Source organism: Pseudomonas sp. S2_F07 (genome assembly GCF_054668325.1).
On record NZ_CP162758.1, the window covers coordinates 6,300,979 to 6,327,549 of the forward strand.

A 26,571-nucleotide genomic window follows, 5' to 3' on the forward strand; every position below is an offset into this window, starting at 1 on the left:
TTATGCGTATGCAATTGTGCGTGCTGGCCCTGGCCTGCACCGTCGGCCTGGCCCAGGCCAAAGGCATCGATTCGGCGGCACTGGGCAAGACCCTGACCCCCATGGGCTCGGAAGTGGCGGCCAATGCCGACGGCAGCATTCCGGCCTGGACCGGCGGCCTGGGGAGCAACGCCGGCACCGTCGACAGCAAGGGCGGCTACAGCGATCCGTATGCCGCCGAGAAACCGTTGTTCACGGTCACGGCAAAGAACGTGGCGCAGTACGAGAAGTTTCTCAGCCCCGGGCAAATCGCGTTGTTCAAGCGTTTTCCCGACACCTACAAGATGAACATCTACCCGAGCCATCGCAGCGCCAATCTGCCCAAGGAGGTACTGGCGGCCAGTCGTGAGAACGTCGCCAAGACCAGCATGGCCGACGGCGGCAACGGTTTGCATGACTATGCCAGGGGCATTCCGTTTCCGTTGCCCACCGAAGGCCTGGAGGTGATGTGGAACCACATGACCCGTTATCGCGGCGGCAGCTACGAGCGCATCAGCAGCGCCGCGCTGGTGCGTGAAAACGGCGCCACCAGCTACGTGCGCAACCAGTCGCTGATCAACTTCGCCGACACCGTGGGCGGGCTGGAACCCAACTCGAACATTCTGTTCATGTTCAAGAGCCGGGTGCTGGAACCGGCGCGCTTGTCAGGCGAGGCGGTGCTGGTGCATGAGCCGATCGACCAGGTCGCCGAGCCGCGTTCGGCCTGGCAATATCTGCCGGGGCAACGTCGCGTGCGTCGTGCGCCGATGATCGCCTACGACAACAGCGCCCGTTACAGCAACGGCCTGATCACCGCCGACAACATCGACGGCTACAACGGCGCGCCGGACCGTTTCGACTGGAAACTGGTGGGCAAGCAAGAGCTGTTCATCCCTTACAACAGCTACAGGATCGGCAGCCGCGACCTCAAGTACGACGCCGTGATCAAGCCCAACCACGTCAATCAGGACCTGGCTCGCTACGAGAAACATCGGGTGTGGGTCGTCGAGGCAACCCTCAAGCCCGGTGCCCGGCACATCTACGCCAAGCGCCGCTTCTATGTGGACGAAGACAGTTGGCAGATCGCCCAGTCGGACCAGTACGACAGCCGCGGTGAACTGTGGCGCAGCGGTGAACTGCACGCGATCCAGCAGTACGACCACGGCTTCACCTATAACGTGCTGGAAACCTCCTATGACCTGATCTCCGGACGCTACTACGCCGGCGGCCTGGCCAACGAAGAGACCGAGCCGATGCGCGTGGGCTTCGCCGCCAAGACTGACGACTACACCCCGTCGGACCTGCGGCGCTGGGCCAAGTAACCATTCGCCAAACCACCACAAATCCAATGTGGGAGCGGGCTTGCTCGCGAAGAGCGAGTGTCAGGCGGCTGCAATGTTGCATGGCACACCGCTTTCGTCGGAACGCCGCCCGGAGCAAGCCCGCTCCCACAAGGGGACGGGGGGATGATGTTTTTGTATCTGCCAAGGAGATCTGCCATGCGCTATTGGATATCCGCTCTGGCCCTGGGCGCGAGCCTGGGCACTGTTCACGCCGCAACCCTCGACCGACAGCAAGCGAAAGCCCTGGCCCAGGAAGCCTACGTGTTCGCCTACGCCACCGTCGAACACGACAAGGTACTCAGCGCCATCGCCGCTAAACTGCCGTTCAACCATCTCTACAGCGAGCCGCGCCTGCTCGGCCCGCAAGACGACAAAGTGGTGTCGCCCAACAACGACACCTTCTATTCCCGCGCCTTGCTCGATCTGCGCAGCGAACCGATGGTGCTGGACGTGCCGGCCGTGCAAGGCCGCTACTACAGCTTCCAACTGGTGGACATGCGCACCGACAACCTCGACTACATCGGCACCCGCGCCACGGGTGAGCAAGCGGGGCGCTACCTGATGGTCGGGCCGGACTGGAAGGGGCCAGTGCCATCGGGTTTCAGTGCGGTGATTCGCTCGCCGAGCCGGCTGGTCTTCCTGTTGGGACGGACCGAGGTCAAGGGCGAAGCGGATCAGAAAGACGCCGCACAAGTGCTGAAGGGCTACGCCTTGCAACCGCTGTCCAAAGTCAGCGGCAGCGCGGCCCCTGAACCCTTGGCACCGCTGCAACTGCCGGCGTATGCGGACACCAAGCAAGGGCCGGCGCAGGCGCTGTTCAGCACCTTCAACGCGCTGGCTCCCTTGCACCAATGGACCGCCAGCGAACAACAGAAACTGGCCCGTTTCGCCGTCATCGGCGTGAAGCCGGGGACCGCATTCCAGGCCCCGGAAGACTTGAGCGAAGCCGTCGCCCAAGGCGCCGAGGCCGGTCGCGAACTGGTCCGCGCAGCCTCCAGCCAACTGTCGGTAGAACGGCAGGGCTGGTTACCGTCGCCGTCCAACGTCGGCAAATACGGCGGCGATGACCTGACCCGTGCCGCAGTCGCCTGGCGCTACATCTACGCCAACGATGCGGTGGAAGCGCAGTACCCGATGGCGTTGCACGATGCCCAGGGCCAGGCGCTCACCGGCCAGCACGCCTATCGCCTGCATTTTCCCGCCGGGCAATTGCCGCCGGTGAATGCGTTCTGGTCGTTGACCCTGTATGACGGCAAAACCCAGTTGCTGGTGGCCAACCCGATCCAGCGTTACGCCCTGGGCGACCGCAGCCCTGGTCTACAATACGATGCCGATGGCGGCTTGACCCTGATCCTGCAAGCCGATGCGCCCAAGGCTGCGCCGCAGGGCAACTGGCTGCCGACGCCGCAAGGTCCGTTCAACCTGCTGTTGCGCCTGTACCTGCCCAGGGGCGGGGCACTGGACGGGAGTTATCAGTTGCCGACGATAACGAGGATCGAATCATGAACCTGATTTGCAGTCGCCGCCGGGTGCTGGGCGGCATGGGGGTATTGGGCGGCAGCCTGATGTTTCCACGCTGGTTGCTGGCCGCCGATTCCGATGACCCTCGGCAGATTGCCAAAGAGGCGTGGATTTACGCCTACCCCATGCTCATGCATTACCAGACCATGGAAAAACAGGCGCTCAACCCGGCTGCGCCGGAGTATGTCGGTGGCTTCAACCGCTTTCGTCATTACGGCGAGTTGTTTACCCCGAACAACCGCGACATCGTCACGCCGAACAACGACACACCGTACTCCTGGGCCTGGCTCGACCTGCGCAGCGAACCCCAGGTGTTGAGTGTGCCGGCGGTCGATGACGAGCGCTATTACGTGCTTCAACTGGTCGACCAGTACACCCACAACTTTGCCTATGTCGGTGTGCTCAGCACCGGTCGCGAAGCGGGGAATTACCTGATCGCCGGACCCGGCTGGCAAGGCCCGACACCGGATGGCGTCAAGGCCGTGCTGCGCAGTGAAACCGAAATCGTCATGGTGCTTGGAAGAACGGGTCTGAAAAACGCCGGGGACCTGCCGGCGGTGCGGGCCTTGCAGCAGCAATACGGTCTGGTTTCGTTGCATGAATACATCGGCAGTGCGCCGCCCGTGGCTGCGCCAGCCATTGACTGGCAACCCTGGGACAGCAAGACCGGGCTGGGGCTGGAGTTTATCCCGGCGCTCAACCAGATCCTCAGCCTGTGCCCCACGCAGCCGTCCGAACAAGCCTTGCGCGCACGCTTTGCCCGGATCGGCATCGTGCCGGGCCAGGCTTTCGACCCGGCGACGTTGCCGCAGGCCACGCGCCAGGCACTGCTCGCCGGGATTCAGGACGCCCGGGCGCAACTGCAAACCGCCGTGAGCCAGGTACGCACCACCCTCGGCCTGTTCGGCACGCGCGAAGCGCTGAACGGCAATTACCTCAACCGCGCAGTCGCGGCGAATGTCGGCATCTACGGCAACAGCGTGGAAGAGGCCTTCTACACCGGCACTCGCCTGGATAACCAGGGGCAACCCTTGCAGGGCGGGCGAAGCTATCGCCTGCGTTTCGCACCGGGGCAATTGCCGCCGGCCAGCGAGTTCTGGTCGCTGACCTTGTATGACTTGCCTGACCGGCAACTGGTGGCCAACCCGATCAATCGCTACTGCCTGAGCAGCCGGGATCATTTGCAAGAGGATTCGGACGGTGGGTTGACGTTGGTCCTGCAGAGCGCCGCTCCGCCGGAGCAGAGCAACTGGTTGCCGACGCCAGCGAGCGGGGCGTTCAGCCTGGTCCTGCGCCTGTATGGACCCGGGCAGCAGGTGGTCAATCAACGCTGGCAAATGCCAGCGATTGAAGTGGTTACTGCCTAAGCCGCCTCGCTTTTGCTTTTGCTTTTGCGTTTGCTTTTGACCTTCTTGCCCCCTCGAGAGGCCGAGCGCAGGTTCTGCGCAGTGGGCAACCCGGCATGGATGCCGGGTTAGCCGCCCCCGGCCATGGATGGCCGATGGCGGCGGGCCCACGGAGCAGGACCGGAGCGAGGGGATGCCGAGCCTAGGCGAGGCACCGAACGTAAGGGGCAAGAGCCCTTGGTTACTTGGGGTCGGGCGGCGTTCCGTTTTTCCAAGTAACTCGCTGTAAGAGCGAAACCGCCAGAGGCCGTTACCGCAGCAATGGATATGTACACCCACAAAACAATCATCGCCTGACACATAGCCATCGCGAGCAAGCTCGCTCCCACAGTGGATCTGTGTCGTTCACAAATGCTGTGAGCTGCATGGGTTCCAGTGGGAGCGAGCCTGCTCGCGAAGGCGATATCAAGGCGTAACGATATTGAACTGCGGCGCAAACGTATCGAGGCTGCTCATCAACTCCCCAAGCTTCTTGCCATTGCCCTGCAACTTGATCAGGCCTTTCTGCATCGCCGTCGGGATATCCAGTTGCTTGAGGCTGATCTGTTCCAGGGTGGCCTTGCTCATGGTCACGCTGGCATCCGCCTGGGTGTTGAGCCCGGCACGGTGGGTCAGCACGCCATTGCGCAGGGTCAGGTTGAAGTCCTGGTTCAGGTCATCGAAGGTCCAGTTCAGGGTCAGGTCATGGCCTACGGCCTTTTCACTGTCCAGGCGCACCGCCAGGAAGTCGAAGAACATCTGCGGGCTCATCGCCCGCACCATATCCACCGAAACCGAAGTGCCGGCATTGGCTGGCACGCCGTTGCGCAGTTCCATGGCGCCGGTCAGGTACATGTTGCGCCAGGTAGCGTTTTCACTTTGATAGCCCATTTGCTCCAGTGCCTGGGCCTGGGCTTTGCGGGCGTCGCCGTTGTCCGGATTGGTGAACAGCAACTGATTGCCCAGTTGCGCGGCCCAACGGTATTCGCCCTTGGCCATTGCTGCCTGCATTTTCCCCAGCACCGCCGCTTCGCCGCCCATGGCTTCGACCGAACGCTTGGCCGTTTCTACCGGCGGCAGCGGATTGAGGTTGGCCGGGTTACCGTCATAGAAACCCATGTAGCGCTGATACACCGCCCGGGTGTTGAAACTCAGTGAGCCGTAGTAGCTACGGGTGTACCACTTCTGGTCGAGGCTGCCGGGCAACTTCTTGATCGAGTCAGCGATTTCCAGCGGCGTCAGGCCCTGGTTCAGCAGGTGCAGGGTGCGGTCATTGAGGAAGGCGTACATGTCGCGCTGGTCGGCGAGGAAGGTGCGGATGCGCTCGCCACCCCAGGTCGGCCAGTTGTGCTGGGCGAACAACACGTCGCTCTTGTCGCCGTAACGCGCCAGGCTGCCGTCCAGGTACTCGGCCCAGGCCTTGGCGTCGCGTACTTGGGCGCCGCGTGGGGTGAGGATGTTGTGCATCATTTGCGTGGCGTTTTCCGCCATGCACAAGGCGCGCAACTGCGGCAGGTACAGGTTCATTTCCGCCGGCGCCTCGGTGCCCGGGGTCAACTGGAATTCCACGTCGAGGCCGGCGATGGTGCGGGTTTCCAGTTCCTTGTCGATCAGGTCGGTGGGCGGGATCAAGGTGACGGTGCCGCCGCTCGGCGTGCTCTTGCCCAGGCCGGCGTCGACCTGGCCTTTTTCGCCACGGGGCAGCAGGCTGCCAAACTGGAACTGCGCGCGGCGGCTCATGGCGTTGCCGGCGTAGACGTTCTCGCTCATCACGTGTTCCATGAACCCGGCGGGGGCGAACACCTTGACCTTGCCGGCCTTGACGTCGGCTTCGTCGATGACTCCGCGCACGCCACCGAAGTGGTCGACGTGGGTGTGGCTGTAGATCACCGCCACTACCGGTTTGTGCGGACGGTTCTGGTAGTACAGGTCCAGCGCCGCCTTGGCGGTTTCGGCCATGGTCAGCGGGTCGATGATGATCAGCCCGTCGTCGCCTTCGATGATGGTCATGTTGGCCAGGTCGAGGCCGCGCACCTGATACAGCCGGGGGCTGACTTCGAACAATCCGGCATGGGCACTGAGTTGGGCCAGGCGCCAGAGACTCGGGTTGACCGACTCCGGGGCCTTATCCTTGGCGAGGAAGTCATAGGCCTGGATATCCCAGATGACCTTGCCCGAGGCGTCCTTGACCTGGCCCTTGAACGGCGCGATCAGACCCTTGGTGACCGACTCGTAGTCGGTGCGGTCGGTGAAGGGCAGTTGCTGCAGCACCGCGGCGTTACTGGCGGTGGTTTGCGGGCTGGCCGCGACCGGTCCATCGGCGGCGACCACCGATTGCGCAAGGCAGGCAGTGATCAGGCAAGCGAACAACCCACGAGGGCTCAAGGTGAAACGAGGCATGGCGTCTCCGTTTTTTATCGTTATGGTTAGACCAGCGTCGAGGGTAGGGCGGGGTTCAGCCGGGGCGATCATCAGCAACGGACAAAAAACATTCAGGGCCGCTATCCTTGGGCCATGCATATCCAGCAGGTTGACCCATGCTTGAAGTCCATGGCGTTTTCAAAAGCTACGCCACACCGCAGGGGCCACTGCCGGTGCTGCAAGGCGTCGACCTGACGCTCAAGCCCGGCAGCAGCCTGGCGCTGATGGGCGAGTCGGGCAGTGGCAAAAGCACTTTGCTGCACCTGATCGCCGGGCTGGACAAGGTCGATCGCGGCAGCATCCGCAGTGGCGAGCATCGCCTGGAACAGATGAATGAAGGGCAACTGGCGAACTGGCGGCGTACGGAAATCGGCCTGGTGTTCCAGCAATTCAATCTGATCGGCAGCCTGCGGGTCGAAGACAACCTGGCGATTCAGGCACGCCTGGCGGGGCGTCATGACCCACGCTGGCAGGCGCACCTGGTGCAACGCCTGGGCTTGGGCGATTTGCTGCGGCGCTATCCGGAGCAACTGTCCGGCGGCCAGCAGCAACGGGTCGCGCTGGGCCGGGCGCTGGCGGCGCGCCCGCCACTGCTGCTGGCCGACGAGCCCACCGGCAGCCTCGATGAAACCACTGGTGCCGAGGTATTGCAGTTGCTGCTGGAATTACTCGAGGACAGTCCCACCAGCCTGTTGATGGTCACCCACAGTCCCGGCGTGGCGGCGCGGCTGGCCAAAAAAGCCCTGCTGTGCGGCGGTCGCCTGGCCGGTGCGGGTGAGCGCTGACATGCGCATCTTTGGCGAAACCCTGCGCGCGCTGCTCAGCCACTGGCGGCAGCATCCGGTGCAGTTTTTCAGTGTACTGACCGGGTTATGGCTGGCTACCGGTCTGTTGACCGGCGTCCAGGCACTCAACAGCCAGGCCCGTGACAGCTATGCCCGCGCCAGTCAGTTGATCGGCGGCGAGCCCCAGGCCAGCCTCGGTGCACCCGGCGGCGGCACGTTCCCCCAGCAATGGTTTATCGATCTGCGCCGCGCCGGGTGGCCGGTGTCACCGGTGCTGCAAGGTCGGGTCATGCTCAAGGGGCACGAAGAGCAGCGTTTGCAGTTGATGGGCATCGAGCCGGTGTCGCTGCCGGCGGGTGCGGCGGTGGCCGGACAGGCCCTGGCGATTGAACAGGTGGTCGGCTTTTTCAGTCCGCCGGGCAGTACCTGGATCTCGTCGCAGACCTTGCAGGCACTGGGATTGCGTGAGGGAGACCGGCCACTGAACCTGGCGGGCGTGGCACTGCCGCCGCTGCAGGTGCAGGCTGACATGGCGCCCGGTGTGCTGCTGGTGGACATCGGTTTTGCCCAGCAGATTCTGGGATTGCCAGATCAACTGTCGCGGCTGCTGTTACCAAAGGATTTCACCGCGTCGCTGCCGGAGCCGTTCAAGGGCCAGTTGCAACTCAAGCGCGCCGACGAAGAAAACAACCTGGCGCGCCTGACCGAAAGTTTCCACCTCAACCTCGATGCCCTGGGGGTACTGTCGTTCGTGGTCGGCCTGTTTATCGTGCACGCCGCCATCGGGCTGGCGCTGGAGCAACGGCGAAGCCTGCTGCGGACCCTGCGTGCCTGCGGTGTGAGTGCGCGGATGCTGATCGCTTGTCTCGCCGTCGAATTGGCTGGATTGGCCCTGATCGGCGGCGTGGCCGGGGTGGTCAGCGGCTACCTGCTGGCCGGCGTGCTGTTGCCCGATGTCGCCGCCAGCCTGCGTGGCTTGTACGGCGCCGAAGTGGCGGGGCAGTTGAGCCTCAGCCTGTCGTGGTGGTTCAGTGGTATCGGCTTGAGTCTGATCGGCGCGTTGCTGGCCGGGGCCAACAGTCTGTTGCGGGCGGCGCGTCTGCCCTTGTTGGCGCTGGCCGACCCGCAGGCCTGGCATGAGGCCCACGCACGCTGGTTGCGCCGCCAGGGTTGGGTGGCGGCTTTGGCCGGGGTGATTGCGCTGCTGGCGTTGATTTTCGGCGACAGCCTGATCAGTGGCTTCGTGTTGATGGCGGCGCTGTTGATTGGTGCCGCGCTGGCCTTGCCGGTGATGCTCAGTTGGCTGCTCAGTCTCGTTTCGCAGCGCAGTCGCTCGGTACTCGGCCAGTGGTTTGTCGCCGATTGCCGCCAGCAACTGCCGGCGTTGAGCCTGGCCTTGATGGCGCTGCTGTTGGCCATGGCGGCGAACATCGGTGCCGGTAGCATGACCGCAGGCTTTCGCCAGACCTTCAGTGACTGGCTCGAACAACGGCTGACGGCCGAGCTTTACCTCAATCCCCAGAACCCGGCCCAGGCCCGGGAGCTGCACAGCTGGCTCAATCAGCAGCCGCAATTGGCGGCGGTGCTGCCCAACTGGCAGGTTTCGATCCAGTTGCAGGGCTGGCCGACGGACCTGTCGGGGATCATTGACCATCCGACCTATCGCCAGCACTGGCCGTTGCTCGAGACCTTGGGCGACAACCCTTGGGAGCGGCTGGCCAAGGACGATGCGGTGATGCTCAGCGAACAACTGGCCCGGCGCCTGCACGTGCAACTGGGCGATCACTTGACGCTGCCGACGCCCACCGGCCTGTGGTCGCCACGGATCGTCGGGATCTACGCCGACTACGGCAATCCCAAGGGCCACATACTGGTGAACATCAGCCACCTGCTGCGCGGCTGGCCGCAATTGACACCGAACCGCTTCAACCTGCGCATCGAACCGCCGTCGATCCCGGCGTTCGTCACGGCATTGCAGGCGCGTTTTACCCTGGAGGACAGCCGCATCGTCGATCAGGCGCGGCTCAAGGGCTGGTCCACGCAAGTCTTCGAGCGCACCTTCGCCGCCACCGCCGCCCTCAACAGCCTGACGCTGTGCGTGGCCGGGGTGGCGCTGTTCATCAGCCTGTTGACCCAAAGCCAGAGCCGTCTCGGGCAACTGGCGCCATTGTGGGCGCTGGGCGTGACCCGGCGGCATCTGATGTTGCTCAACCTCGGGCAAACCTGGTTGCTGGCGATCTTGACCCTGGTGTTGGCGTTGCCGCTGGGCATCGCCCTGGCGTGGTGCCTGGACACGGTGATCAACGTGCAGGCCTTTGGCTGGCGCCTGCCGTTGCGGGTGTTTCCATTGCAACTGTTGCAATTGATGGGGCTGGCGCTGGTGGCGACGCTACTGGCCTCGGCCTGGCCGTTGTACCGTTTGTACCGCACGCAACCGGCGGACCTGCTGCGTACGTTTGCCCATGAAGATTAAGGCCTGCGTGTTACTCCTGGCGCTGCTGGCGAGCGGTTGCGATCAGCCGGCACCGGAGCAAAAGGGCTTTGCCGGGCTGGGTACCCAGGCCGCTGCGTTCACCCCGGTGGTGCCCGGTCGGATGTTCAGTTTCCCGGCGGATCACGGCCCCCACGACGGCTTTCGCATCGAATGGTGGTACGTCACGGCCAACCTGCAGGACGATCAGGGCAATGAATTCGGCGTGCAATGGACCTTGTTCCGCAGCGCCCTGAAAGCCAGCCCCGAGGTGGCGGGTTGGCAGAACCAGACGATCTGGCTCGGCCACGCCGCAGTGACCTCGGCGACGGCACATCACGCGGCCGAACGTTATGCCCGTGGCGGCATCGGTCAGGCCGGTGTCAGCGTTGCGCCGTTCAATGCATGGATCGACGACTGGCAATTGCGTAGCCAGGCGACTGCCGACGACCCGTTGGCTGACGTGCTACTCAGTGCCCGCGACCGGCGATTCAGCTACCGGCTGAGGTTGACCCCGACAGGTCCGCTGGTGCTTCAGGGGGACCGTGGCTTCAGCCAGAAATCAGAACAGGGTCAGGCCTCTTACTACTACAGCCAGCCGTTCTTCCGGGCCAGCGGCACCCTGGACATCGACGGCAAGACCTTCCAGGTCAGTGGCCCGGCCTGGCTCGACCGGGAATGGAGCAGCCAGCCCCTGACGGGCAACCAGACCGGTTGGGACTGGTTTTCCCTGCACCTGGACAGCGGCGAGCAGGTGATGCTGTATCGCATGCGGCAAAAGGACGGCGAGCCTTACCTCACCGGCACCTGGATCGACGCCGGGGGCCAGGTACAATTGCTGCATGCCGGCGACATCATCCTCACGCCGCAAGACACCGCCCGGGTTGCCGGGCGCACGATGCCCATTCGCTGGTCGATCAACATCCCCGCCAGACACCTCGATATCGCCATTACCGCGCTCAATCCCCAGGCCTGGATGGACTTGCGCATTCCGTACTGGGAAGGCCCGGTGCGCCTCGGCGGCAGTCATGCAGGGAGTGGCTATCTGGAAATGACCGGGTATTAGTACCCTGTGCCACGAAATTCAGCGGTCTGCCGCGACCACTTGCCGAACAGCGTCTATGCTCAGCGCACACATGGCGTTGAGCCCGTTTTCAACGCCGTCTGTTGCCATCTATCACAGGGAAAGTTCTGCCTATGAAACGCCATGCACTGACCAAAGCCATCACCCTCGCTACCATGTTGTCTGCCGCCAGTTTTGGCGCGGTTGCCGCCGATATCCCATTGTCCGAAGTCGTTGTGGCTGATCAGGTCTCCACCAAAGTCGTTTCGGTTGATGCCGCGAACCATTCCGTGGTTCTGAAGGGCCCGCAGGGCAACGAGTTCCCGGTGCAATTGACCGACAAGGCGAAAAACCTCGATAACCTCAAGGCCGGCGATACGGTCGACATCACGGTCACCAGCGCCGTTGCAGCGTACCTCGACACCGATATCGACAAAGGCCTGCCCGGCACCGCCGAAGCCATCGGCGAAATCCGCGCAGCACCCGGCAGCGCCAATCCGGGCGGCGAAGCTTACCGCCAGGTGAAAGTGCAGCTGAAAATCACCCACATTGACCTGAAGAAAAACCAGGTGACCTTCGAAAACCCGGAAGGCAAGTCCAAGACCGTCGACGTCAAACGACCTGAAGTCCAGGCCAAACTCAAGGACTTGAAAGTCGGGCAAAGCGTCAACGTGGTTTATACCGACGTATTGACGGTGACCAGCCAACACTAATATTGAGTAATGGTTCTATACAGGCTGATTATTTTTGTGCAAGTTTTGTATAGGAATAATCAGCCCGTAATGGCCGAACAGGTGAGTTTGTACTGTCGTGTTGCATAGTATTTAAATCGACATCTTGTTAAACATTGTGTCGATAAATTTCATCTTTGTGGCACGGACATATCAGTCCGTTTCTACTAAAATGCTTTCCGTTCGCCCAGTGTCAGGGCTCTTTACCAGTGCATGGATTGCCGAGGCCATTGCACTGGGCGAACACTTTATTTGTTGTATTGAAGGTTTTGGATATAAAAAAACGGGCGGCCTGCAGGTCGCCCTTTTTTATTGAGTTGTAACAAGCCCTTCAGCCTTGTTTTTTATTGACTTGAACAACATCGGCCAACGCGGCGAAACACTGTTCGATCGAACGCCGCTGGCTCTCGGCATACAGTTCCAGTTCATCGATCGTTGAACGCCCCAGGGCCTGTTCGAACGCCTGCTGGTTGGCATGGGCGCCGTAACGGGTTTGTGCCGCATCCCCCAGGTTTGACTGAAAAATCCCCGCCGCGCTGACCGGCAGGAAGTCTTCGTACACCAGCGGTTCAACCCGCAGGTATCCATCGCTGAGCAGGTCTTCCAGGGGCGTGCTTTTCAGGTCGCCCGCCGTCATGCCTTTTTCCGTCACGAAGTAGCGGAAGTAAGCCAGGCCCTGTTGGCGCATGCCTTCCCAGGTGTCAGGGAACTCGCTGAAATGCTGTGCCATCAGGGCGTTGTAGCGTGCGGCGTTGGCTTCGTTGGGGAAGTCCTCGAGTTCATCCCGTGCGGCATTGAGCAAGCGGTCGTAGAGTGCGCGACCTTTGGGCGTGAGGGCGGCACCGCGCTGTTCGATCTCACCGAACCGGGCACTGTGGCTGCCGCGAGCCTCGCTTTGATCGGTGAAGGCAATCGGCTCGTCCAGGGCCTTGAAGCTGGTCTGGCGCAGCAGGATCGGGCACTGGCGGCGAGGCGGGCCTTCGATCACCGCTTTGGGGGTGATGCCATGGGCCGGCATCTGCGCCTGGACGATGTCGATGTCCAGGGTCCGCGGTGTCAGGTGGTTGATGTGCGGGCCCTTGAACGCCACCACGTCGGCGATCAGACGATGCTGGGCGCTGAGCTGTCGATACTGTTCGGCGGTGACGGTGGCGCTGTGGTGCCAGCGAAAGGTTTCCAGTGCCTGTTCGACGAACGCCTGGGCTTCCTGCTCGGTCAGGCCACCCCGGGATTCGGCGCGTTCGACGAGCGTGAGGGCCGTGGGGGTGAAGATCGAGCGCTGGTCGAGCATCGACTGGGCGAACGCTCGCAGCTCCTGGTCTTCGATCAATTCCAGGCGCAACAGCGAGGTGAACACCCGGAACGGGCTGACTTGCAGCGATGCTTCATGCACCGCGCGAAACGCCGTTGAATGCACCGGCACGCCGGCCGGTGTCAGGTCGTAGTAACCCACCGGTTGCATGCCCATCACCGCGAACAGGCGGGCGAGGGTCGCCAGTTCGTCGGCGGTGCCGACGCGGATCGCCCCATGACGCTCCAGGTCCAGGCGCTCGATTTCGCCGGTGCTGGTGAGCTGCCGCAGGATTTGCCCATCGCTGTCCAGCACGTGACGGTTGGTCTGTTCCACCAGTTCCATCAAAGCGCCGTACAACGGCACCTCCTCGCGGTACATGTCGGACATCGCTTTGGAGAAGCGTTGGCGGATCAGGTCAGGGCTGATGAAGTTCGGGTGGTTCATGAACAGGATTCCTGGCGCGGTGACGTAAAGGATGGACAAAAGATCGCAGCCTTGCGCGACGCCGACAAACGAAGTTTCTGACGAACTTCATTCTGTAAAGGACTGTCAGGGGGCGTTCTCAATTAGTTTCCCCACCTGAGAACGCCCCCTAGTGCAGTCGTTGATCCTGTGGGCTCTCCGAACGCAGCGATGCCAAAAACTCGCGATACAGGCGCGCCGAGCCGTAGGGCGCTTCCACCATGGGCATGTGCCCGATGGCGTCCCAGATATGCACGCGCAGGTCGGCGATGCCCTTGCTCCAGACCGCCACGCTGCTGACATCGATCAGCCGGTCCTTGCGTCCCCACAGCAACAGCGCCGGGGCGGTGATGTCGGGCAGGCGCGGTTCCATCGGCGGGCTGGCGCGGAATTCGTGGAAGATTTCTTCCAGCTCCTCGCGGGACTGTTCATAGCGCTGGGCGACGGCATCGAGCACCAGCTTCGGTACCCAGGGCGGCGAAGCCATGGTCATGGCGTAGAAACGCTGGAATTCTTCCCGCGAATGAATCAGAAACGGGTTGTGGCCCTTGGCCAAATGCCGTTCAAGGTCACTGGGCTCGGGCGAAGTGACCCCGGCCGGGTCGATCAGGGCCACCGACACAATGCGCTCCGGATACGTGGCCGCGAGCCAGGCCGCCATGTAGCCGCCCATGGAGTTGCCGATGACATGGACTTTCTCGACTCCACACACGTCCAGCAGCTGGATCATGCGCTTGGCTTGCAGCGGGATGTCGTAGCCGCCGCCCGCCTTGAAGCCGGTTTCACCATGGCCGGCGATGTCCGGGATGATCACCCGATGGCTGCCGACAAAGTGCCGGGCGAAACGCAGCCAGAGGTTCTTGTCGGCGCTGAAGCCATGGAGCATCAGCACACTGCTGGTGGCCTCGTACGGCCCGCCTTGCCAGGTCGAGACGGTCATTTCGGGGATGGGCACGACGATCTTGTGCAGCCGGTACAACTTGGCCTCGGCCGCCATGCTCAAGTCATAGAGCCAGTAGCCGATGGCCGGGTAGGTCAGCCAGCTCCAGGCGACGAACACTACGAGAACGACGAACAACAAAAGCATCACGCGTCTCCCTTCTATCTGCTCAGGACAATATGTGATCGGCGGGTTTCAGCGCTCGGGTCAAGCGATGAAAGCTGAAGCTGAATCCCGGAAACATGGCAATCACATGACCGCTCTTGCTTTGATACCAACTGTGGCACCCACCGGATTTCCACACGGTGCGTTCCATTTCCCGGTGGATCATTTCAGTGTAGGTACGTTCCGCCTCATGGCGAACTTCGATGCTGCGTAAACCTTGAGTCTTCACGGTGCGAATGCAATCGAGGATGTAATTCATCTGGGATTCGATGATGAACAGCGCCGAAGTGTGGCCGATGCCGGTGTTCGGTCCCGTGACGATGAACAGGTTGGGAAAGTCGGGCAGGGCGGTGCCGAGGTAGGCCCGCGGGTACTGAGCCCAGACCTCCTTGAGACGGGTGCCGTCCTTGCCCGTTACCGGGTAGGAAATCACCCCGTCGGTGGCATCGTAGCCGGTGGACCAGACGATCAGGTCCAGGTCGATGTGCTGGCCGTCCAGGGTCACGATGCCGGTTTCGTCGATGGACGCGATGCCTTGCTCGCGCCCGTGTAGCGTCACGTTACTGCGCGCCAGGGTCGGGTACAGCGTGCTGGACAGGATTACCCGTTTGCAGCCGATGGTGTAGTCCGGAGTCAGCTTGCGCCGCAGTTCGGCGTCCGGCACCTGGCGTTTGAGAAAGCGCAGGGCCTGGCGCTGGACCATGTGCACCGCCGGTTTCGAATACTTGAAGGCAATCACCCGGGTTTCGAATTGCCAGTAGATCCCCCAGCGCAGCAGCTTGTAGGCCGGCTTGAATCCCAACAGCCAGCGCTGGAAACGGCCAAAGCGGCGGTCAGCCCGGGGCAGCACCCAGTGAGGCGTGCGCTGGAATACATGCAAGTGCCCGACGTCCGGAGCGATGGCCGGAATGACCTGGGCCGCACTGGCGCCGCTGCCGACGATGGCCACGCGTTTTTGCCGGTAGTCGTAGTGGTGATCCCAGTTGTTAGTGTGGAACGTCTTGCCCTGGAAGCGTTCCTGTCCGTCGAAGCGCGGGACCACCGGTTGACTCAGCGGCCCGGTCGCGTTGATCAGGAACTGCGCGCAATACGTGCCTTTGTCGGTTGTGTATACCGTCCAGCGTCTGTTGGTGTCGTCCCATTCGACGCGCTCGACATTGGCGCCCAGTTCCACCTTGTCGCGCAGGCCGAAGTGTTCCACCACGTGGCGGGTATAGCGGTGCAGTTCGGCCTGTTCGGCGAACATTTGTTTCCAGTGATACGGAGCAAAAGACAGGGAGTACAGTGGCGAGGGCACGTCGACTGCCGCGCCGGGGTAGGTGTTCTGGCACCAGGTGCCGCCGAAGAAATCCCGCCGCTCCAGCAGGCGAAAATCGTCGATGCCGGCCTTGAGCAAATTGATTGCTGCACATTGGCCGCCAAACCCGCTGCCGATGATCAATACTTGAAAGGTCTGCATGGGCCTCCTCTTATGGTCATCGATCAACCCCTTCTTTCATGTATAGCCGTTTCCGGGGTGAGGCTTTTGCTTTTATGTGAGCGTGATGTCGCGATATTCAGCCTGTCAGCCGGTGATGGCTATTTAATCTCACCCTGATAGACTCCAGCGCACAGGCACAGGCTGTAATCGCATTCCGTCGAGTGGCACAGAGGCCCTATGGCAAAAGCGGGAGGAAAAGGATCTTCATTGGCCAGGAGGCTCTATACATCGCGGACCCTGGGGTTGGCCCTGGGGTTGGTGTGCGTGAGCGCGGCAATGTATCCACTCGATCCGGCGCCCTGGGTCTGGGGTTTCATGTGGTTCAATGGCCTGGTCTGGCCGCATCTGGCTTACCAATGGGCGCGCCGGGCCAGGACGCCCTATCATGCCGAACACCGCAATCTGCTGATCGATGCCTTTCTCGGCGGCTTCTGGATTGCCGCGATGCAATTCAATCCACTGCCCAGCGCGACCACCATTTCCATGATGGCCATGAACAACGTGGCCATCGGCGGCTTGCGCTTCCTGCTGGCCGGGACAGCCGCGCAAATCCTCGGCGTGCTCGTTGGCCTGCGGATTTTCGCCCCGGCGTTCATTCCTGCCACCAGCGCAGTGCAGCTCTATGCCTGTTTGCCGTTGCTGTGCCTGTATCCACTGGCGCTGGGCTGGATCTGCTTCCGCCAGGCCCATACGCTCGGCTGTCAGAAGCGTGAACTGCTGGCACTGAGCCGCACCGATAGCCTGACAGGCCTGCTGAACCATGGCACCTGGAAGGACCAGCTGGAGATCGAGTTCCAGCGTTGCAAACGCCAGCAAAAAGGTGGGGCGATCGCCCTGATCGACATCGACCATTTCAAGGCGATCAACGACACTTACGGCCATGTTGCCGGCGACATCGTCTTGCGTCAGTTGAGCAAAATGCTCAAGCAGAACCTGCGGGCGACTGATGTGGCAGGGCGCTACGGCGGTGACGAGTTCTGCGTGATCCTTCCGGACCTGCCCCTGAACCGCGCCATCGCCGTCATGGATGCCCTGCGTGATCGCTTCGCCACCTTGGGCTACGAGCAGAATCCGGCGCTGAAAGTCAGCCTGAGCATCGGCCTGGCGTCATTCAACCCGGCCCACGCCGACGCGACGCTTTGGCTCAATGACGCCGATCATGCGTTGTATGAAGCCAAGACCACCGGGCGCAATCGAGTGATCTGCTGCGGTAACGGCAAACCCCATCGCGAACTGCTCGACTCGGTGTGACTGTCTAGCGCAAGACATTTGTGCCCGCGATGACGGGGTGTCAGTCGGCAGGGATGCTGGATGTGATGGCCTATTCGCGAGCAAGCCCGCTCCCACAGTTGATTTCTGTTGAACACAAATCTTGTACTCACTCCGAATCCCTGTGGGAGCGGGCTTGCTCCGGGCGGCGATCCGACGAAGGCGGCGTGTCGGTTTAAACGGTCATTCCTTGACGCTCATGAATTCTTCCGCGAAGCGGATGTATTCCTCGGGTTGCGTGTAGGTGTGCGTCAGCTCGGTGGCGCTCAGGTCCGAGGTCTGGGTGAGGATCTGGCGTTGTTCGCGCAGGCTGTCGTAGGTCGCCTTGATCGCGGCGAAGTAGGCGCCATGGCCGTCGATGGTCACGCGCACACCCAATTCGGCCAGGCGCTTGTCATCGCGTAGCAGCGGGTTGCCATAGGTCACCAGCATCAGTGGCACGCTCAGGTGCTCGGCGATCTGCTCCAGATGGTCGAAGTCCTTGATGCCCACCATGCAGATCCCGTCGGCGCCGGCGCTCTGGTATTGCCGGGTGCGGCTGATGATTTCCTGCACCGGCAGAATCCCGGCATGGGTGCGGGCGATGATTGCCATTTCCGAATCGCAGCGGGCTTCGAGCGCTGCGCGGATCTTGCCGACGCCTTCGGCGACCGTGATCAGGTCGGTGGATTTGCGGCCGAACTGCGCGGGCAGCAGGGTGTCTTCGATGGTCAGCGCGGCGACGCCGGCCCGTTCGAGTTCGACGATGGTGCGCATGACGTTGAGCGCGTTGCCGTAGCCGTGGTCGGCGTCGGCGATCACCGGCAACTGGGCGACACGGCCGATGCGGGTGGCCTGTTCAGCGAATTCGCTGAGGGTGATCAGGGCAAAGTCGGGGGCGCCCAGCACTTGCAGCGAGGCGACCGAACCGCCGAGGATCCCGACTTCGAAGCCCAGGTCGGCGGCGATGCGGGCCGACATCGGGTCGAACACCGAGGCCGTGTGGTAGCAGGTGTCGGAGGCGAACAGTTGGCGAAAATTGCGGCGCAAGTCTTGATGGGAAAGCCTGGACATATGAGTTCCACCAATGGAATGGAATGGAAGGGCTTGAGCAAAAGTGTCAACGCCGAAGAGATAAAAGGCTATCACGCGCGCCAGGGGAGAATGATGACGAATTTGCTGGATCAGGCCGATTGACGTCGCAGCGATGGAACTGATAAGTCACGCCGCCACAGCCTGTTGCCGCTGGTCAAGCAGCGGTACGGCGCGCACCGAGTCACCGGGTTGCAACTGCAGGCGCTTGGCGGTCAGGCGATCAACCACCAGGCTATTGCCCACCTGTCGGGCCGGGGCGCAGGTAATGCGACAGTTTTCCAGGCGGCGGTTGTGAATCAGCCAGAGGGGCGCTTTCTCGTCCGGCGAGCCGATGGCCAGTGACAGCGGCCGGCTGTCGCGCACGGTGCGGATCGCGGAAACCGGGGCTTCGATGACCGGCCCGCCGTCGAAGATATCGATGTAGCCCTTGTGGGCAAAACCCTCGGCGCTGAGGATTTTCAGGGCCGGTTCGGTATTGGGGTGGGCCTTGCCGATCACTGCCTGGGCCTGTTCGGTGAGCAGGCAAGTGTACAGCGGCTGGCGCGGCATCAGTTCGGCGATGAAGGATCTGTTGCCCTGCCCGGACAAGTGATCGGCGTGGCTGAATTCCATCTTGAAAAAATGCCGGCCGAGGCTGTCCCAGAACGGCGAGCCGCCGCGTTCGTCGGCACTGCCGCGTAGTTCGGCGATGATCCGGTTGCCGAACAGCTGGGTAAACTCGGCCACAAATAACAGGCGCCCGAGGGAAAGCAAACGGCCGTTGCTGCCCTGACGCTGATCGGGGCGCAGGTACAACGAGCAGATCTCCGATTGCCCGGTCAATTCATTGCTCAGGAACAGGGTCGGGATCTGGCGCTGGATGCCCAGGTCCACCGAAGCGCTGACTGTCAGTCCGACCCGGTAGTTGTACCAGGGCTCGCGCAGGCCAACACCACCCGTCAGGGCGCTGACGCCCATCACTTGTTGCTCGTCGTCCTCAAGCACGAATAGATAATCGGCATCGGCCCGATCGACCTGCCCGGCGAAGGTGCGTTGGGCCCAGCGAATCCGGTTGGCCAGGCGTTCTTCGTCGGCCGGCAGGCTGGTAAGCCCCGGAACGGCCTGACGCACCAGCGTGAACAGGGCGGGCAGGTCGGTGATCTGGACCGGACGAACAATCATGCGGTGGTTCCTTGTGCGCGTGTGCCCGGGCGTTGAATCTGCTGAGTGTTCACAGGGCAACCAGCCTGATGGGGCTGCCCTCGGTCACCTTCAGCGCCTCGCACATGGCGGTGTCCAGGGTCACGGGTTGCCCGGGGATGTAATCAAGATCGGCGACGATGGCCCGATAATCCTTCAGTGAATCGTTGCTCACCAGAAATCTGCCACGAGCATCGATCACCAGGCCAGGCTGGGTTACGCCGCACTGGCTGTGGGTGATGGAGCGAATGCCCGAGGTGCGCGCGAAGAGTGTCGGGCCGCCATCGAACAGATCGATGTAGCTGTTGGTTTCGAAGCCTTCCCGTTCGAGGATATCGAAGGCTTCCTGGCCATCGGGGTGGATGCTGCCGATGCAGTCCTGTGCCGCCTGGGGCAGCATGGGCACGTAGATCGGATACTGCGGCATCAGTTCGGCGAGAAAGCTGCGGTTTTGCAAGCCGCAAAGCCGTTCGGCCTCGATGTAGGGCAGGTCGAAGAAATGCTTGCCCACGGCGTCCCAAAATGGCGAGTGGCCTTCATCACTGCTGTAGCCGACGATCTCGGTGATCACCGTGTCGGAAAAACGCCGGGCGTGGGCGGCGACGAACAGCAGGCGCGCCCGCGACAGCAGTTCGGAATGCGCGCTGCGCACCTGCGCGGCATCGATATGGAAGCCTCGCAGCAAGGTGTGGCCACTGAGGTCGTGACACAACGACAGGGCCGGTACGCCGTGCTCGATGTTCAGCTCCCGCGAGGCGCTGGTGAAGTGCCGGTTGCGCAGGCTGTAGAACGGCTCGTTGTACCCCGCCGTGGCGAGGATTTCCGAGCAGCCGGCCAGGTGCCGTGTCGTCAGGTCTTCGAGTACAAAGAAATAGTTTTCCGCGCCGTGCGCCTCGACGTCCTTTTCGAACGAGGCACAGGAATCGAGGATTTTTTCGCGTAACCGTTCGCTATCGTCTGGCAGGGACGTGACGCCCACGAGGCTTTCACGTGCCAGCCTCTGCAACTGGGGCAGGTCGGCCAACTCGACTGGACGCAAGACCAGCATGGAGACACTCCTGTATCAAACGATTCGGCGATCGAGCCGAACCTGACTATCACTGTCGGTTTTTCCACACATTAAATCGGTGGTCGTCTGAACGTTGTCAGGCGCCACGCTTTTTCTTATCGGATATTTCCTGGGATCGACCGCATTAAACGAGGAACAGGCGGCTCGGCCGCAGGCGATGCCTGGCCAGGTGCTTTGAACGGGGGGTCGACAAAAGGCATCCGGGCTCCTGCTGGATGAACGTGGCAAGTGTTTTAACAGTCCGTTGAAAGGAGTATTTGATCATCGCGTACTGCCTGTCTAGTGAATTTTCATGTGCTTTGCTCGTGCCCGAAAAAGGGGCGAAATGCCTGTACCAAAGGGCTACGGCGATGTCGTAAAGTCTTGTAGGCGATTGCCTGCGTTGCGGTCAGCCATGACAGAAAATCCGGCAGGAAATGACTGAAGGAATCCGTTTCAAGCAGGAAAATTAAACACCCCCCGGGCCTGCTGTGTTGCGGCACAATTGCGCGATGGCGGTCACCTTACGCCCGTTCCTTTCCACCCCGGAGTGATTGCTGGTGCAGGCAACCCGTTTAACCCTGATTTGCCACGCGCGAACCGTCGCACAGAAATTGGCGCGTTTTCCTCTGGACGAACCTCTGGAGATGGATTGGCAAGCGCTCAGGCTGTCCCGTTGCAAACAGTTCAAGGGCGCTCCGCGTCTTGTCTGCGGCCCGGAGTTGCGCACCCGGCAAACCGCTGAACTGTTCGGCAGCGCACCGGAGATTGTCGACGCCTTGAGGGACTGCGACTTCGGGCGTTGGGGTGGTGTGCGCATCGGTGAGCTGCAAAAAACCGCAGCCCTGGTGCTCCAGGATTGGCTGGACGATCCGGCTTCGGCGCCCCACGGTGGTGAGTCGCGGGTGCAACTGGAGGAGCGGGTTGGCGCGTGGTTGACAACCTTGCAATCGACGCCGGGGCACATCGCTGCCGTTACCCATCCCTTTGTCATCCGTGCCGCGCTGACGCAGGTGTTGCAGGGGGCAGCGTCCAGCCTGATCGACGTCGAGCCCCTGTCGGCTGTCGAGTTGCGGTTCCATGGTTGCTGGCGGCTGCGTTTGCCGGGCACCGACCCCGAGGACTTGCTGTGATGAAAAAACTCCTGGTCATCGGGATCGGTGCCGGCAACCCCGACTACATCACGATGCAAGCAGTGAAGGCGTTGAATCAGGTCGATGTTTTTTTTCTCATGGATAAGGGCCAGGACAAAGACAAACTCATCGATCTGCGCCGCGAAATCTGCTCACGCTACATCACCGGCCACGATTACCGTTTTGTCGAAGCCCACAGCCCTGAGCGCGAGCGCGGTGAGGTGGACTACAAGACCAGTGTCGACGACTTGAACCTGGCCAAGCAACAAACCTTCGAACGGCTGATCAACGAGGAGCTTTCCGACAGCCAGTGCGGCGGTTTTCTGGTGTGGGGCGACCCCGCGTTGTACGACAGCACGATCCGTATCCTTCAGGCGATCCAGGCCTCTGGCGCCTGTGGGTTCGAGTTCGAGGTGATCCCCGGCATTACCAGCGTCCAGGCGTTGGCGGCCCGACACAAGGTGCCGCTCAACCAGATTGGCCGCTCCGTTGAAATCACCACCGGCCGGCGTCTGGCGGCAGGGCAGGTGAGCGATGCCGACAGCCTGGTGGTGATGCTCGATGCTCAGGATGCTTACCATCAGGTGGTGGATCAGGACACCGAGATTTACTGGGGGGCCTATCTGGGGACGCCGGATGAAATCCTGATCCGCGGCAAGCTCAAGGATGTGGCGGATGAAATCGAACGGGTGCGCAAGGCTGCAAGGCTGGCCAATGGCTGGATCATGGATACCTATCTGTTGCGCAAGCCTTGATCGGTCGGTGACCGGGCTGACGCCTTCGCGAGCAAGCCCGCTCCCACAGGGATCTGCTGCACTGCACAGTTGGTGTGAACAACACAAAAACCTGTGGGAGCGGCGATGCGGCGATCCGACTTGCTCGCGAAGGGGCCCTTGAGAACAGCTCAAGAAATAGCATTACTCCCACGCCCAAACCGCTCCCGATACACCGAAGGCGGTACGCCAACCACCGTTCGAAAGGCCACCCGGAAGCTTTCCACCGAACGATAACCACAACGTTCGGCAATCTGCTCGGTGTTCTGGTCGCTGCTTTCCAGCAGTTCGCGGGCGCGGCCCAGACGTTCGTGCTGTAACCAGGTTTTCGGTGACTGGCCGCTGGTTTCGGTGAAGCGACGCAGGAAGGTGCGTTCGCTCATGGCGGCTTCACTGGCCAGGTCGCGCACCTCCAGCGGCTCGTGCAAACGCTCACGTGCCCACTGCATGACGCGGGAAAGATCGCTACGCGGTGCAGGACTGACCGGCGTTGGAATGAATTGCGCCTGGCCACCGCTGCGTTGCGGCGACATGACCAGGCGCCTGGCCACGGAATTGGCCACCTGGGTGCCGAAATCCCGTGCCACCAGGTGCAGGCAGGCATCGATGCCTGCCGCGCTGCCGGCGGAGGTGATCAATTGGCCGGAATCGACATACAGCACGTCCGGGTCCACGAGGATGCCAGGAAAGCGCTCGGCCAGTTCCGAGGTATAGCGCCAATGCGTGGTCGCGCCGTGCCCGTCGAGCAACCCGGTGGCGGCGAGGACGAAAACACCGGAGCAGATCGACAGCAACCGCGCCCCCCGGGCATGGGCCTGGCGCAGGGCGGCGATCAGTTCCGCCGGCACCGTGGCGCTACGGTCGCGCCAACCGGGAATGATGATGGTGCGGGCATTGGCGAGCAATTCCATGCCGCCATCGGCCAGTACCTGGATGCCGCCCATGGCACGCATCGGGCCTTGATCGACCGCGACGATACAATGCTCGTACCACGGAAAATCGAATTCAGGCCGTGGCAGGCCGAAGATCTCCACGGCAATGCCGAACTCGAAGGTGCAGAGGCCGTCGTAGGCCAGAATCGCGACCGTTCCTGGGGTGGGGTGCATTTGGCGGAAAGTTCCCGGTAGGTGTCTTGTACGCCACTGTAGCCGCAAGCGGCTGGCGGATAAAGTCTTCCCACACCCACCGCTTCTTTGGAGTAGAGCCCATGACCAGCCTGGTCCGCGAAATCCCCGCTGCCCCTTCGGCCATCGCCCTGATGCATTTCAGCAACCGTCTGACCTTCGAAACCGATTGTTCCGACGTCCACGGCAGCCAGCAGGCTGGCGAAGTCGATTTCATTCTGGTGGATGTTCGTGGCCCTCTGGCGTTCGAACGCGGGCATGTACCGGGAGCGATCAACATTCCCGGGCGCTTGCTGAATGCCGAAGGTTTGGCGGGTTATCCGAAAAACAGCCTGTTCGTGGTGTATTGCGCCGGGCCTCACTGCAACGGTGCCAACAAGGCGGCGGTGAAACTGGCGGCCCTGGGTTATCCGGTCAAGGAGATGATCGGCGGCGTGACCGGATGGCTGGATGAAGGGTTTGAGTTGAGTGCCGGGGTGCCGCGGCAAACCAGCCGCGTGGTCGGTTGCGAGTGTTGATGTAACCGAAAAGATCGCAGGCTGCGCCAGCTCCTACATTGGATTGCGTTGCCTGTAGGAGCTGGCGCAGCCTGCGATCTTTTGATCTGCATTATTCATTTCCCGCCGCCCACCACTCATCCAGTGTCGCCTGCAACCACGCCAACACATCGGCGTAGGCCGCATCGTCCTGCGGCTCCCGAGGCAACGGCGACTCATCGCCAAAGTGCGCATTGAGCATGGCCACCGACTCGGCGTTCCACTCCGGATGAAACTGCAGCCCCAGCCGCGTCGGCCCGGCGCGGTACATCTGCTGCACGCAGTGCGCGCTGCTGGCCAACAGCTGCGCGGCAGGCGGCAGGTCGATGGCGTCTTCGTGCCACTCCAGCACCTTCAGCGTTTGCCCATCGATAAAGCTCACGTTGGTCCATCCGGTTTCGGTCCGGTCCATCCGCCGTACATTCCCGCCCAGGCTCAGCGCCAGCAACTGTGCTCCCAGGCATATCGCGAACACGGCCGCGTGCTGATCCAGCGAGCCTCTGAGCCATTGCCGTTCGGCTTCCAGCCAGGCCGGGCCGGCATTGGATTCATAAGGCCCGCCCAACAGGATCACCGGATCGGCGCTGACCGGCGGCAATTGGCCGAGGTCGGCGCGAAACACCTTCAGCGCCAGCCCTCGGGATTCGGCCCAGATGCCGATGGCGCCCGGACCTTCGGCGGGGTGGTGCTGGATCAGGTTCAACGTGGGCATCAAGCTACTCTCGATGGGACACAAGGGCGCTCAATGTGCCGCAAAACACCGGGCATAGCCAGTCGACCCGTTCTGTCGGATGACGCCTGAAAACCTGGTCATGGCGCGTTCACCTCGACGCCTCCCTCCGGCTGCCACTTTTCTGTAAATATTTGTCGCCTCGGCGTAATTTGCCCTCCTGTAGCCGCTCTAGACTGCCGGCCACTTCGGCTCCCGCTCACAAAGCGATGACCGAACGCTGCCAATCGAAGCTGCCAATAAAAGCCTCCGCACACAGGAGTTATAAATGAAGAAGCTAGTGATGTTCGGTGCCCTGGCACTGTCGATGTTGTCCCTGACCGCCGTGGCCGAAGACGCCAAGCCGATCCGTATCGGTATCGAAGCCGGCTACCCGCCATTCTCGATGAAAACCCCTGACGGCAAACTCACCGGTTTCGACGTGGATATCGGCGATGCGCTGTGCGAGCAGATGAAAGTCAAGTGCACCTGGGTCGAGCAAGAGTTCGACGGTTTGATCCCGGCGCTGAAGGTCAAGAAAATCGACGCCATCCTGTCGTCTATGACCATCACTGACGACCGCAAGAAGAACGTCGATTTCACCATCAAGTACTACCACACCCCGGCACGCTTCGTGATGAAGGAAGGCACCGACGTCAAGGACCCGCTGACCGAGCTCAAGGGCAAGAAAGTCGGTGTGCTGCGCGCCAGTACCCACGACCGCTTCGCCACTGAAGTGCTGCAACCGGCGGGCATTGTCCTGGTGCGCTACGGCTCCCAGCAGGAAGCCAACCTGGACATGGTCTCCGGCCGCATTGACGCGCTGCTGGCCGACTCGGTCAACCTGGACGACGGTTTCCTGAAAACCGACGCCGGTAAAGGTTTTGCCTTCGTTGGCCCAGAGTACAACGATCCGAAATACTTCGGTGGCGGCGCCGGCATTGCCGTGCGCAAGGGCGATACCGCCCTGGCCGAGAAATTCAACACAGCGATCACCGAAATCCGCGCCAACGGCAAGTACAAGCAAGTGCAGGACAAGTATTTCAAGTTTGACGTTTACGGCGAGTAATCCAACCGTTTGGAAAAGTGGCAACCGTCAGACGCGGTTGCCATTTTTTTTGTGCTTCTTCTATTGAAACGAGATACCTGTGGGAGCGGGCTTGCTCGCGAAGGCGTCGTGTCAGGCAACAGAGATGTTGAATGTACCGACGCCTTCGCGAGCAAGCCCGCTCCCACAATGGTGACCTTGCTATTCAGGAGTATTTCCATGCAACGCATCGACCACAAACTGCCCTGGAGCCACTTGGGCAGCGAGCGCACCCTCAGCGTGTTCCGTTATGGCGCGGGCACGCGCAAGGTGTACATCCAGGCCAGCTTGCACGCCGACGAATTGCCGGGCATGCGCACCGCCTGGGAGTTGAAGAAACGCCTGACCGAACTGGAACAACTGGGACAATTGAAGGGTGTGATCGAACTGGTGCCGGTGGCCAATCCCATTGGCCTCGACCAGCACTTGCAAGGCAGCCACCTGGGGCGCTTCGAGCTCGGCAGCGGCAAGAACTTCAACCGTTCGTTCGTCGAACTCAGTGCGCCGGTGGCCGAGTTGATCGGTGATCGCCTGGGTGCCGACGCCCAGGCCAACATCGCG

General features: G+C 61.9%; 23 protein-coding genes. 14 read left to right on the forward strand and 9 right to left on the reverse strand.

Annotation, left to right across the window (positions count from 1 at the left end; all coding sequences use genetic code 11):
- Nucleotides 1-2 precede the first annotated feature (2 nt).
- The 3 genes from AB4O40_RS28715 to AB4O40_RS28725 all read left to right on the forward strand — a co-directional run bounded on the left by AB4O40_RS28715 (nt 3) and on the right by AB4O40_RS28725 (nt 4,249).
- Complete coding sequence (locus AB4O40_RS28715; protein ID WP_460056870.1) at nt 3-1,340, forward strand: DUF1329 domain-containing protein; 1,338 nt, start codon at nt 3-5, stop codon at nt 1,338-1,340.
- 177 nt (nt 1,341-1,517) lie between these two features.
- Nucleotides 1,518-2,867 carry a DUF1254 domain-containing protein gene (locus AB4O40_RS28720; protein ID WP_409079294.1) on the forward strand — a complete coding sequence of 450 codons (1,350 nt, stop codon included), beginning with the start codon at nt 1,518-1,520 and terminating at the stop codon, nt 2,865-2,867.
- Nucleotides 2,864-4,249, forward strand: coding sequence for a DUF1254 domain-containing protein (locus AB4O40_RS28725; protein ID WP_460056866.1), 1,386 nt, complete (start codon nt 2,864-2,866; stop codon nt 4,247-4,249). The genes AB4O40_RS28720 and AB4O40_RS28725 overlap by 4 nt, the downstream gene beginning before the upstream one ends.
- Nucleotides 4,250-4,693: 444 nt before the next feature.
- Here AB4O40_RS28725 and AB4O40_RS28730 read toward each other — a convergent pair whose 3' ends face one another.
- Nucleotides 4,694-6,667, reverse strand: a complete 1,974-nt coding sequence (locus AB4O40_RS28730) for an alkyl/aryl-sulfatase (protein ID WP_460056863.1) — start codon at nt 6,665-6,667, stop codon at nt 4,694-4,696.
- Nucleotides 6,668-6,804: 137 nt separating this feature from the next.
- Between AB4O40_RS28730 and AB4O40_RS28735 the strand changes: the two genes are divergently transcribed.
- The 4 genes from AB4O40_RS28735 (at nt 6,805) to AB4O40_RS28750 (ending at nt 11,719) form a co-directional block, all read left to right on the forward strand.
- The gene (locus AB4O40_RS28735) at nt 6,805-7,473 is read left to right on the forward strand and encodes an ABC transporter ATP-binding protein (RefSeq protein WP_056723609.1); all 669 of its coding nucleotides are present in this window, start codon (nt 6,805-6,807) and stop codon (nt 7,471-7,473) included.
- Nucleotide 7,474: 1 nt separating this feature from the next.
- Complete coding sequence (locus AB4O40_RS28740) at nt 7,475-9,946, forward strand: ABC transporter permease (RefSeq protein ID WP_460056859.1); 2,472 nt, start codon at nt 7,475-7,477, stop codon at nt 9,944-9,946.
- Complete coding sequence (locus AB4O40_RS28745; RefSeq protein WP_460056856.1) at nt 9,936-11,009, forward strand: lipocalin-like domain-containing protein; 1,074 nt, start codon at nt 9,936-9,938, stop codon at nt 11,007-11,009. Before AB4O40_RS28740 ends, AB4O40_RS28745 begins: the two co-directional genes overlap by 11 nt.
- Before the next feature lie 131 nt (nt 11,010-11,140).
- Entirely contained in the window at nt 11,141-11,719 is a 579-nt protein-coding gene (locus AB4O40_RS28750) for a hypothetical protein (protein WP_056723614.1), read from the forward strand.
- Between the two features lie 349 nt (nt 11,720-12,068).
- On the opposite strand, the gene hglS is transcribed toward AB4O40_RS28750, so the two are convergent.
- The 3 genes from hglS to AB4O40_RS28765 all read right to left on the reverse strand — a co-directional run bounded on the left by hglS (nt 12,069) and on the right by AB4O40_RS28765 (nt 16,057).
- The gene (gene hglS / locus AB4O40_RS28755; protein ID WP_414912978.1) at nt 12,069-13,475 is read right to left on the reverse strand and encodes a 2-oxoadipate dioxygenase/decarboxylase HglS; all 1,407 of its coding nucleotides are present in this window, start codon (nt 13,473-13,475) and stop codon (nt 12,069-12,071) included.
- 148 nt (nt 13,476-13,623) lie between these two features.
- Nucleotides 13,624-14,580: an alpha/beta fold hydrolase gene (locus AB4O40_RS28760; RefSeq protein ID WP_460056851.1), complete on the reverse strand. Its 957-nt coding sequence runs from the start codon at nt 14,578-14,580 to the stop codon at nt 13,624-13,626.
- A gap of 22 nt (nt 14,581-14,602) precedes the next feature.
- Nucleotides 14,603-16,057, reverse strand: a complete 1,455-nt coding sequence (locus AB4O40_RS28765) for a flavin-containing monooxygenase (protein WP_056723619.1) — start codon at nt 16,055-16,057, stop codon at nt 14,603-14,605.
- Between the two features lie 198 nt (nt 16,058-16,255).
- Here AB4O40_RS28765 and AB4O40_RS28770 point away from each other — a divergent pair, with 198 nt between their 5' ends.
- Nucleotides 16,256-17,329, forward strand: a complete 1,074-nt coding sequence (locus tag AB4O40_RS28770) for a diguanylate cyclase (protein WP_223541514.1) — start codon at nt 16,256-16,258, stop codon at nt 17,327-17,329.
- Nucleotides 17,330-17,530: 201 nt separating this feature from the next.
- Here AB4O40_RS28770 and AB4O40_RS28775 read toward each other — a convergent pair whose 3' ends face one another.
- The gene (locus tag AB4O40_RS28775; RefSeq protein WP_008052116.1) at nt 17,531-18,400 is read right to left on the reverse strand and encodes an isocitrate lyase/PEP mutase family protein; all 870 of its coding nucleotides are present in this window, start codon (nt 18,398-18,400) and stop codon (nt 17,531-17,533) included.
- On the opposite strand from AB4O40_RS28775, the gene AB4O40_RS28780 reads away from it, so the two are divergent.
- Nucleotides 18,401-18,523, forward strand: coding sequence for a hypothetical protein (locus tag AB4O40_RS28780; protein ID WP_263291688.1), 123 nt, complete (start codon nt 18,401-18,403; stop codon nt 18,521-18,523).
- 24 nt (nt 18,524-18,547) lie between these two features.
- Here AB4O40_RS28780 and astA read toward each other — a convergent pair whose 3' ends face one another.
- Nucleotides 18,548-19,582: an arginine N-succinyltransferase gene (gene astA, locus AB4O40_RS28785; protein ID WP_056723623.1), complete on the reverse strand. Its 1,035-nt coding sequence runs from the start codon at nt 19,580-19,582 to the stop codon at nt 18,548-18,550.
- Nucleotides 19,583-19,631: 49 nt separating this feature from the next.
- Entirely contained in the window at nt 19,632-20,648 is a 1,017-nt protein-coding gene (locus tag AB4O40_RS28790; protein ID WP_460056845.1) for an arginine N-succinyltransferase, read from the reverse strand.
- A gap of 560 nt (nt 20,649-21,208) precedes the next feature.
- Here AB4O40_RS28790 and AB4O40_RS28795 point away from each other — a divergent pair.
- Together AB4O40_RS28795 and cobF are read left to right on the forward strand one after the other, a co-directional pair.
- A complete protein-coding gene (locus tag AB4O40_RS28795; protein ID WP_056723628.1) occupies nt 21,209-21,781 on the forward strand; it encodes a histidine phosphatase family protein in 573 nt (190 codons plus the stop codon).
- Nucleotides 21,781-22,536 (forward strand): precorrin-6A synthase (deacetylating), encoded by a 756-nt coding sequence (gene cobF / locus AB4O40_RS28800; protein WP_414912984.1) that lies wholly within the window; start codon nt 21,781-21,783, stop codon nt 22,534-22,536. Before AB4O40_RS28795 ends, cobF begins: the two co-directional genes overlap by 1 nt.
- Before the next feature lie 149 nt (nt 22,537-22,685).
- Here the strand turns inward: cobF and ftrA are convergent, their stop codons facing one another.
- Nucleotides 22,686-23,660: a transcriptional regulator FtrA gene (gene ftrA / locus AB4O40_RS28805; RefSeq protein ID WP_460056840.1), complete on the reverse strand. Its 975-nt coding sequence runs from the start codon at nt 23,658-23,660 to the stop codon at nt 22,686-22,688.
- A 101-nt stretch (nt 23,661-23,761) separates the two neighbouring features.
- On the opposite strand from ftrA, the gene AB4O40_RS28810 reads away from it, so the two are divergent.
- Nucleotides 23,762-24,196: a rhodanese-like domain-containing protein gene (locus tag AB4O40_RS28810; protein WP_056723634.1), complete on the forward strand. Its 435-nt coding sequence runs from the start codon at nt 23,762-23,764 to the stop codon at nt 24,194-24,196.
- Between the two features lie 91 nt (nt 24,197-24,287).
- Here the strand turns inward: AB4O40_RS28810 and AB4O40_RS28815 are convergent, their stop codons facing one another.
- Nucleotides 24,288-24,926, reverse strand: a complete 639-nt coding sequence (locus AB4O40_RS28815) for a type 1 glutamine amidotransferase (RefSeq protein WP_056723637.1) — start codon at nt 24,924-24,926, stop codon at nt 24,288-24,290.
- 286 nt (nt 24,927-25,212) lie between these two features.
- Between AB4O40_RS28815 and AB4O40_RS28820 the strand changes: the two genes are divergently transcribed.
- Both AB4O40_RS28820 and AB4O40_RS28825 read left to right on the forward strand, forming a co-directional pair.
- Complete coding sequence (locus tag AB4O40_RS28820) at nt 25,213-25,992, forward strand: ABC transporter substrate-binding protein (protein WP_046043258.1); 780 nt, start codon at nt 25,213-25,215, stop codon at nt 25,990-25,992.
- A gap of 198 nt (nt 25,993-26,190) precedes the next feature.
- On the forward strand, nt 26,191-26,571 hold a 381-nt coding region (locus AB4O40_RS28825; RefSeq protein WP_460160117.1), incomplete at its 3' end, for a M14 family metallopeptidase.

Excerpts from the sequence above, each read along its gene's own strand:
- AB4O40_RS28715 (WP_460056870.1), top strand. The coding sequence starts at position 3 with ATGCGTATGCAATTGTGCGTGCTGGCCCTGGCCTGCACCGTCGGCCTG.
- AB4O40_RS28720 (WP_409079294.1), top strand. The coding sequence starts at position 1,518 with ATGCGCTATTGGATATCCGCTCTGGCCCTGGGCGCGAGCCTGGGCACT.
- AB4O40_RS28725 (WP_460056866.1), top strand. The coding sequence starts at position 2,864 with ATGAACCTGATTTGCAGTCGCCGCCGGGTGCTGGGCGGCATGGGGGTA.
- AB4O40_RS28730 (WP_460056863.1), bottom strand. The coding sequence starts at position 6,667 with ATGCCTCGTTTCACCTTGAGCCCTCGTGGGTTGTTCGCTTGCCTGATC.
- AB4O40_RS28735 (WP_056723609.1), top strand. The coding sequence starts at position 6,805 with ATGCTTGAAGTCCATGGCGTTTTCAAAAGCTACGCCACACCGCAGGGG.
- AB4O40_RS28740 (WP_460056859.1), top strand. The coding sequence starts at position 7,475 with ATGCGCATCTTTGGCGAAACCCTGCGCGCGCTGCTCAGCCACTGGCGG.
- AB4O40_RS28745 (WP_460056856.1), top strand. The coding sequence starts at position 9,936 with ATGAAGATTAAGGCCTGCGTGTTACTCCTGGCGCTGCTGGCGAGCGGT.
- AB4O40_RS28750 (WP_056723614.1), top strand. The coding sequence starts at position 11,141 with ATGAAACGCCATGCACTGACCAAAGCCATCACCCTCGCTACCATGTTG.
- hglS (WP_414912978.1), bottom strand. The coding sequence starts at position 13,475 with ATGAACCACCCGAACTTCATCAGCCCTGACCTGATCCGCCAACGCTTC.
- AB4O40_RS28760 (WP_460056851.1), bottom strand. The coding sequence starts at position 14,580 with ATGCTTTTGTTGTTCGTCGTTCTCGTAGTGTTCGTCGCCTGGAGCTGG.
- AB4O40_RS28765 (WP_056723619.1), bottom strand. The coding sequence starts at position 16,057 with ATGCAGACCTTTCAAGTATTGATCATCGGCAGCGGGTTTGGCGGCCAA.
- AB4O40_RS28770 (WP_223541514.1), top strand. The coding sequence starts at position 16,256 with ATGGCAAAAGCGGGAGGAAAAGGATCTTCATTGGCCAGGAGGCTCTAT.
- AB4O40_RS28775 (WP_008052116.1), bottom strand. The coding sequence starts at position 18,400 with ATGTCCAGGCTTTCCCATCAAGACTTGCGCCGCAATTTTCGCCAACTG.
- AB4O40_RS28780 (WP_263291688.1), top strand. The coding sequence starts at position 18,401 with ATGAGTTCCACCAATGGAATGGAATGGAAGGGCTTGAGCAAAAGTGTC.
- astA (WP_056723623.1), bottom strand. The coding sequence starts at position 19,582 with ATGATTGTTCGTCCGGTCCAGATCACCGACCTGCCCGCCCTGTTCACG.
- AB4O40_RS28790 (WP_460056845.1), bottom strand. The coding sequence starts at position 20,648 with ATGCTGGTCTTGCGTCCAGTCGAGTTGGCCGACCTGCCCCAGTTGCAG.
- cobF (WP_414912984.1), top strand. The coding sequence starts at position 21,781 with ATGAAAAAACTCCTGGTCATCGGGATCGGTGCCGGCAACCCCGACTAC.
- ftrA (WP_460056840.1), bottom strand. The coding sequence starts at position 23,660 with ATGCACCCCACCCCAGGAACGGTCGCGATTCTGGCCTACGACGGCCTC.
- AB4O40_RS28810 (WP_056723634.1), top strand. The coding sequence starts at position 23,762 with ATGACCAGCCTGGTCCGCGAAATCCCCGCTGCCCCTTCGGCCATCGCC.
- AB4O40_RS28815 (WP_056723637.1), bottom strand. The coding sequence starts at position 24,926 with ATGCCCACGTTGAACCTGATCCAGCACCACCCCGCCGAAGGTCCGGGC.
- AB4O40_RS28820 (WP_046043258.1), top strand. The coding sequence starts at position 25,213 with ATGAAGAAGCTAGTGATGTTCGGTGCCCTGGCACTGTCGATGTTGTCC.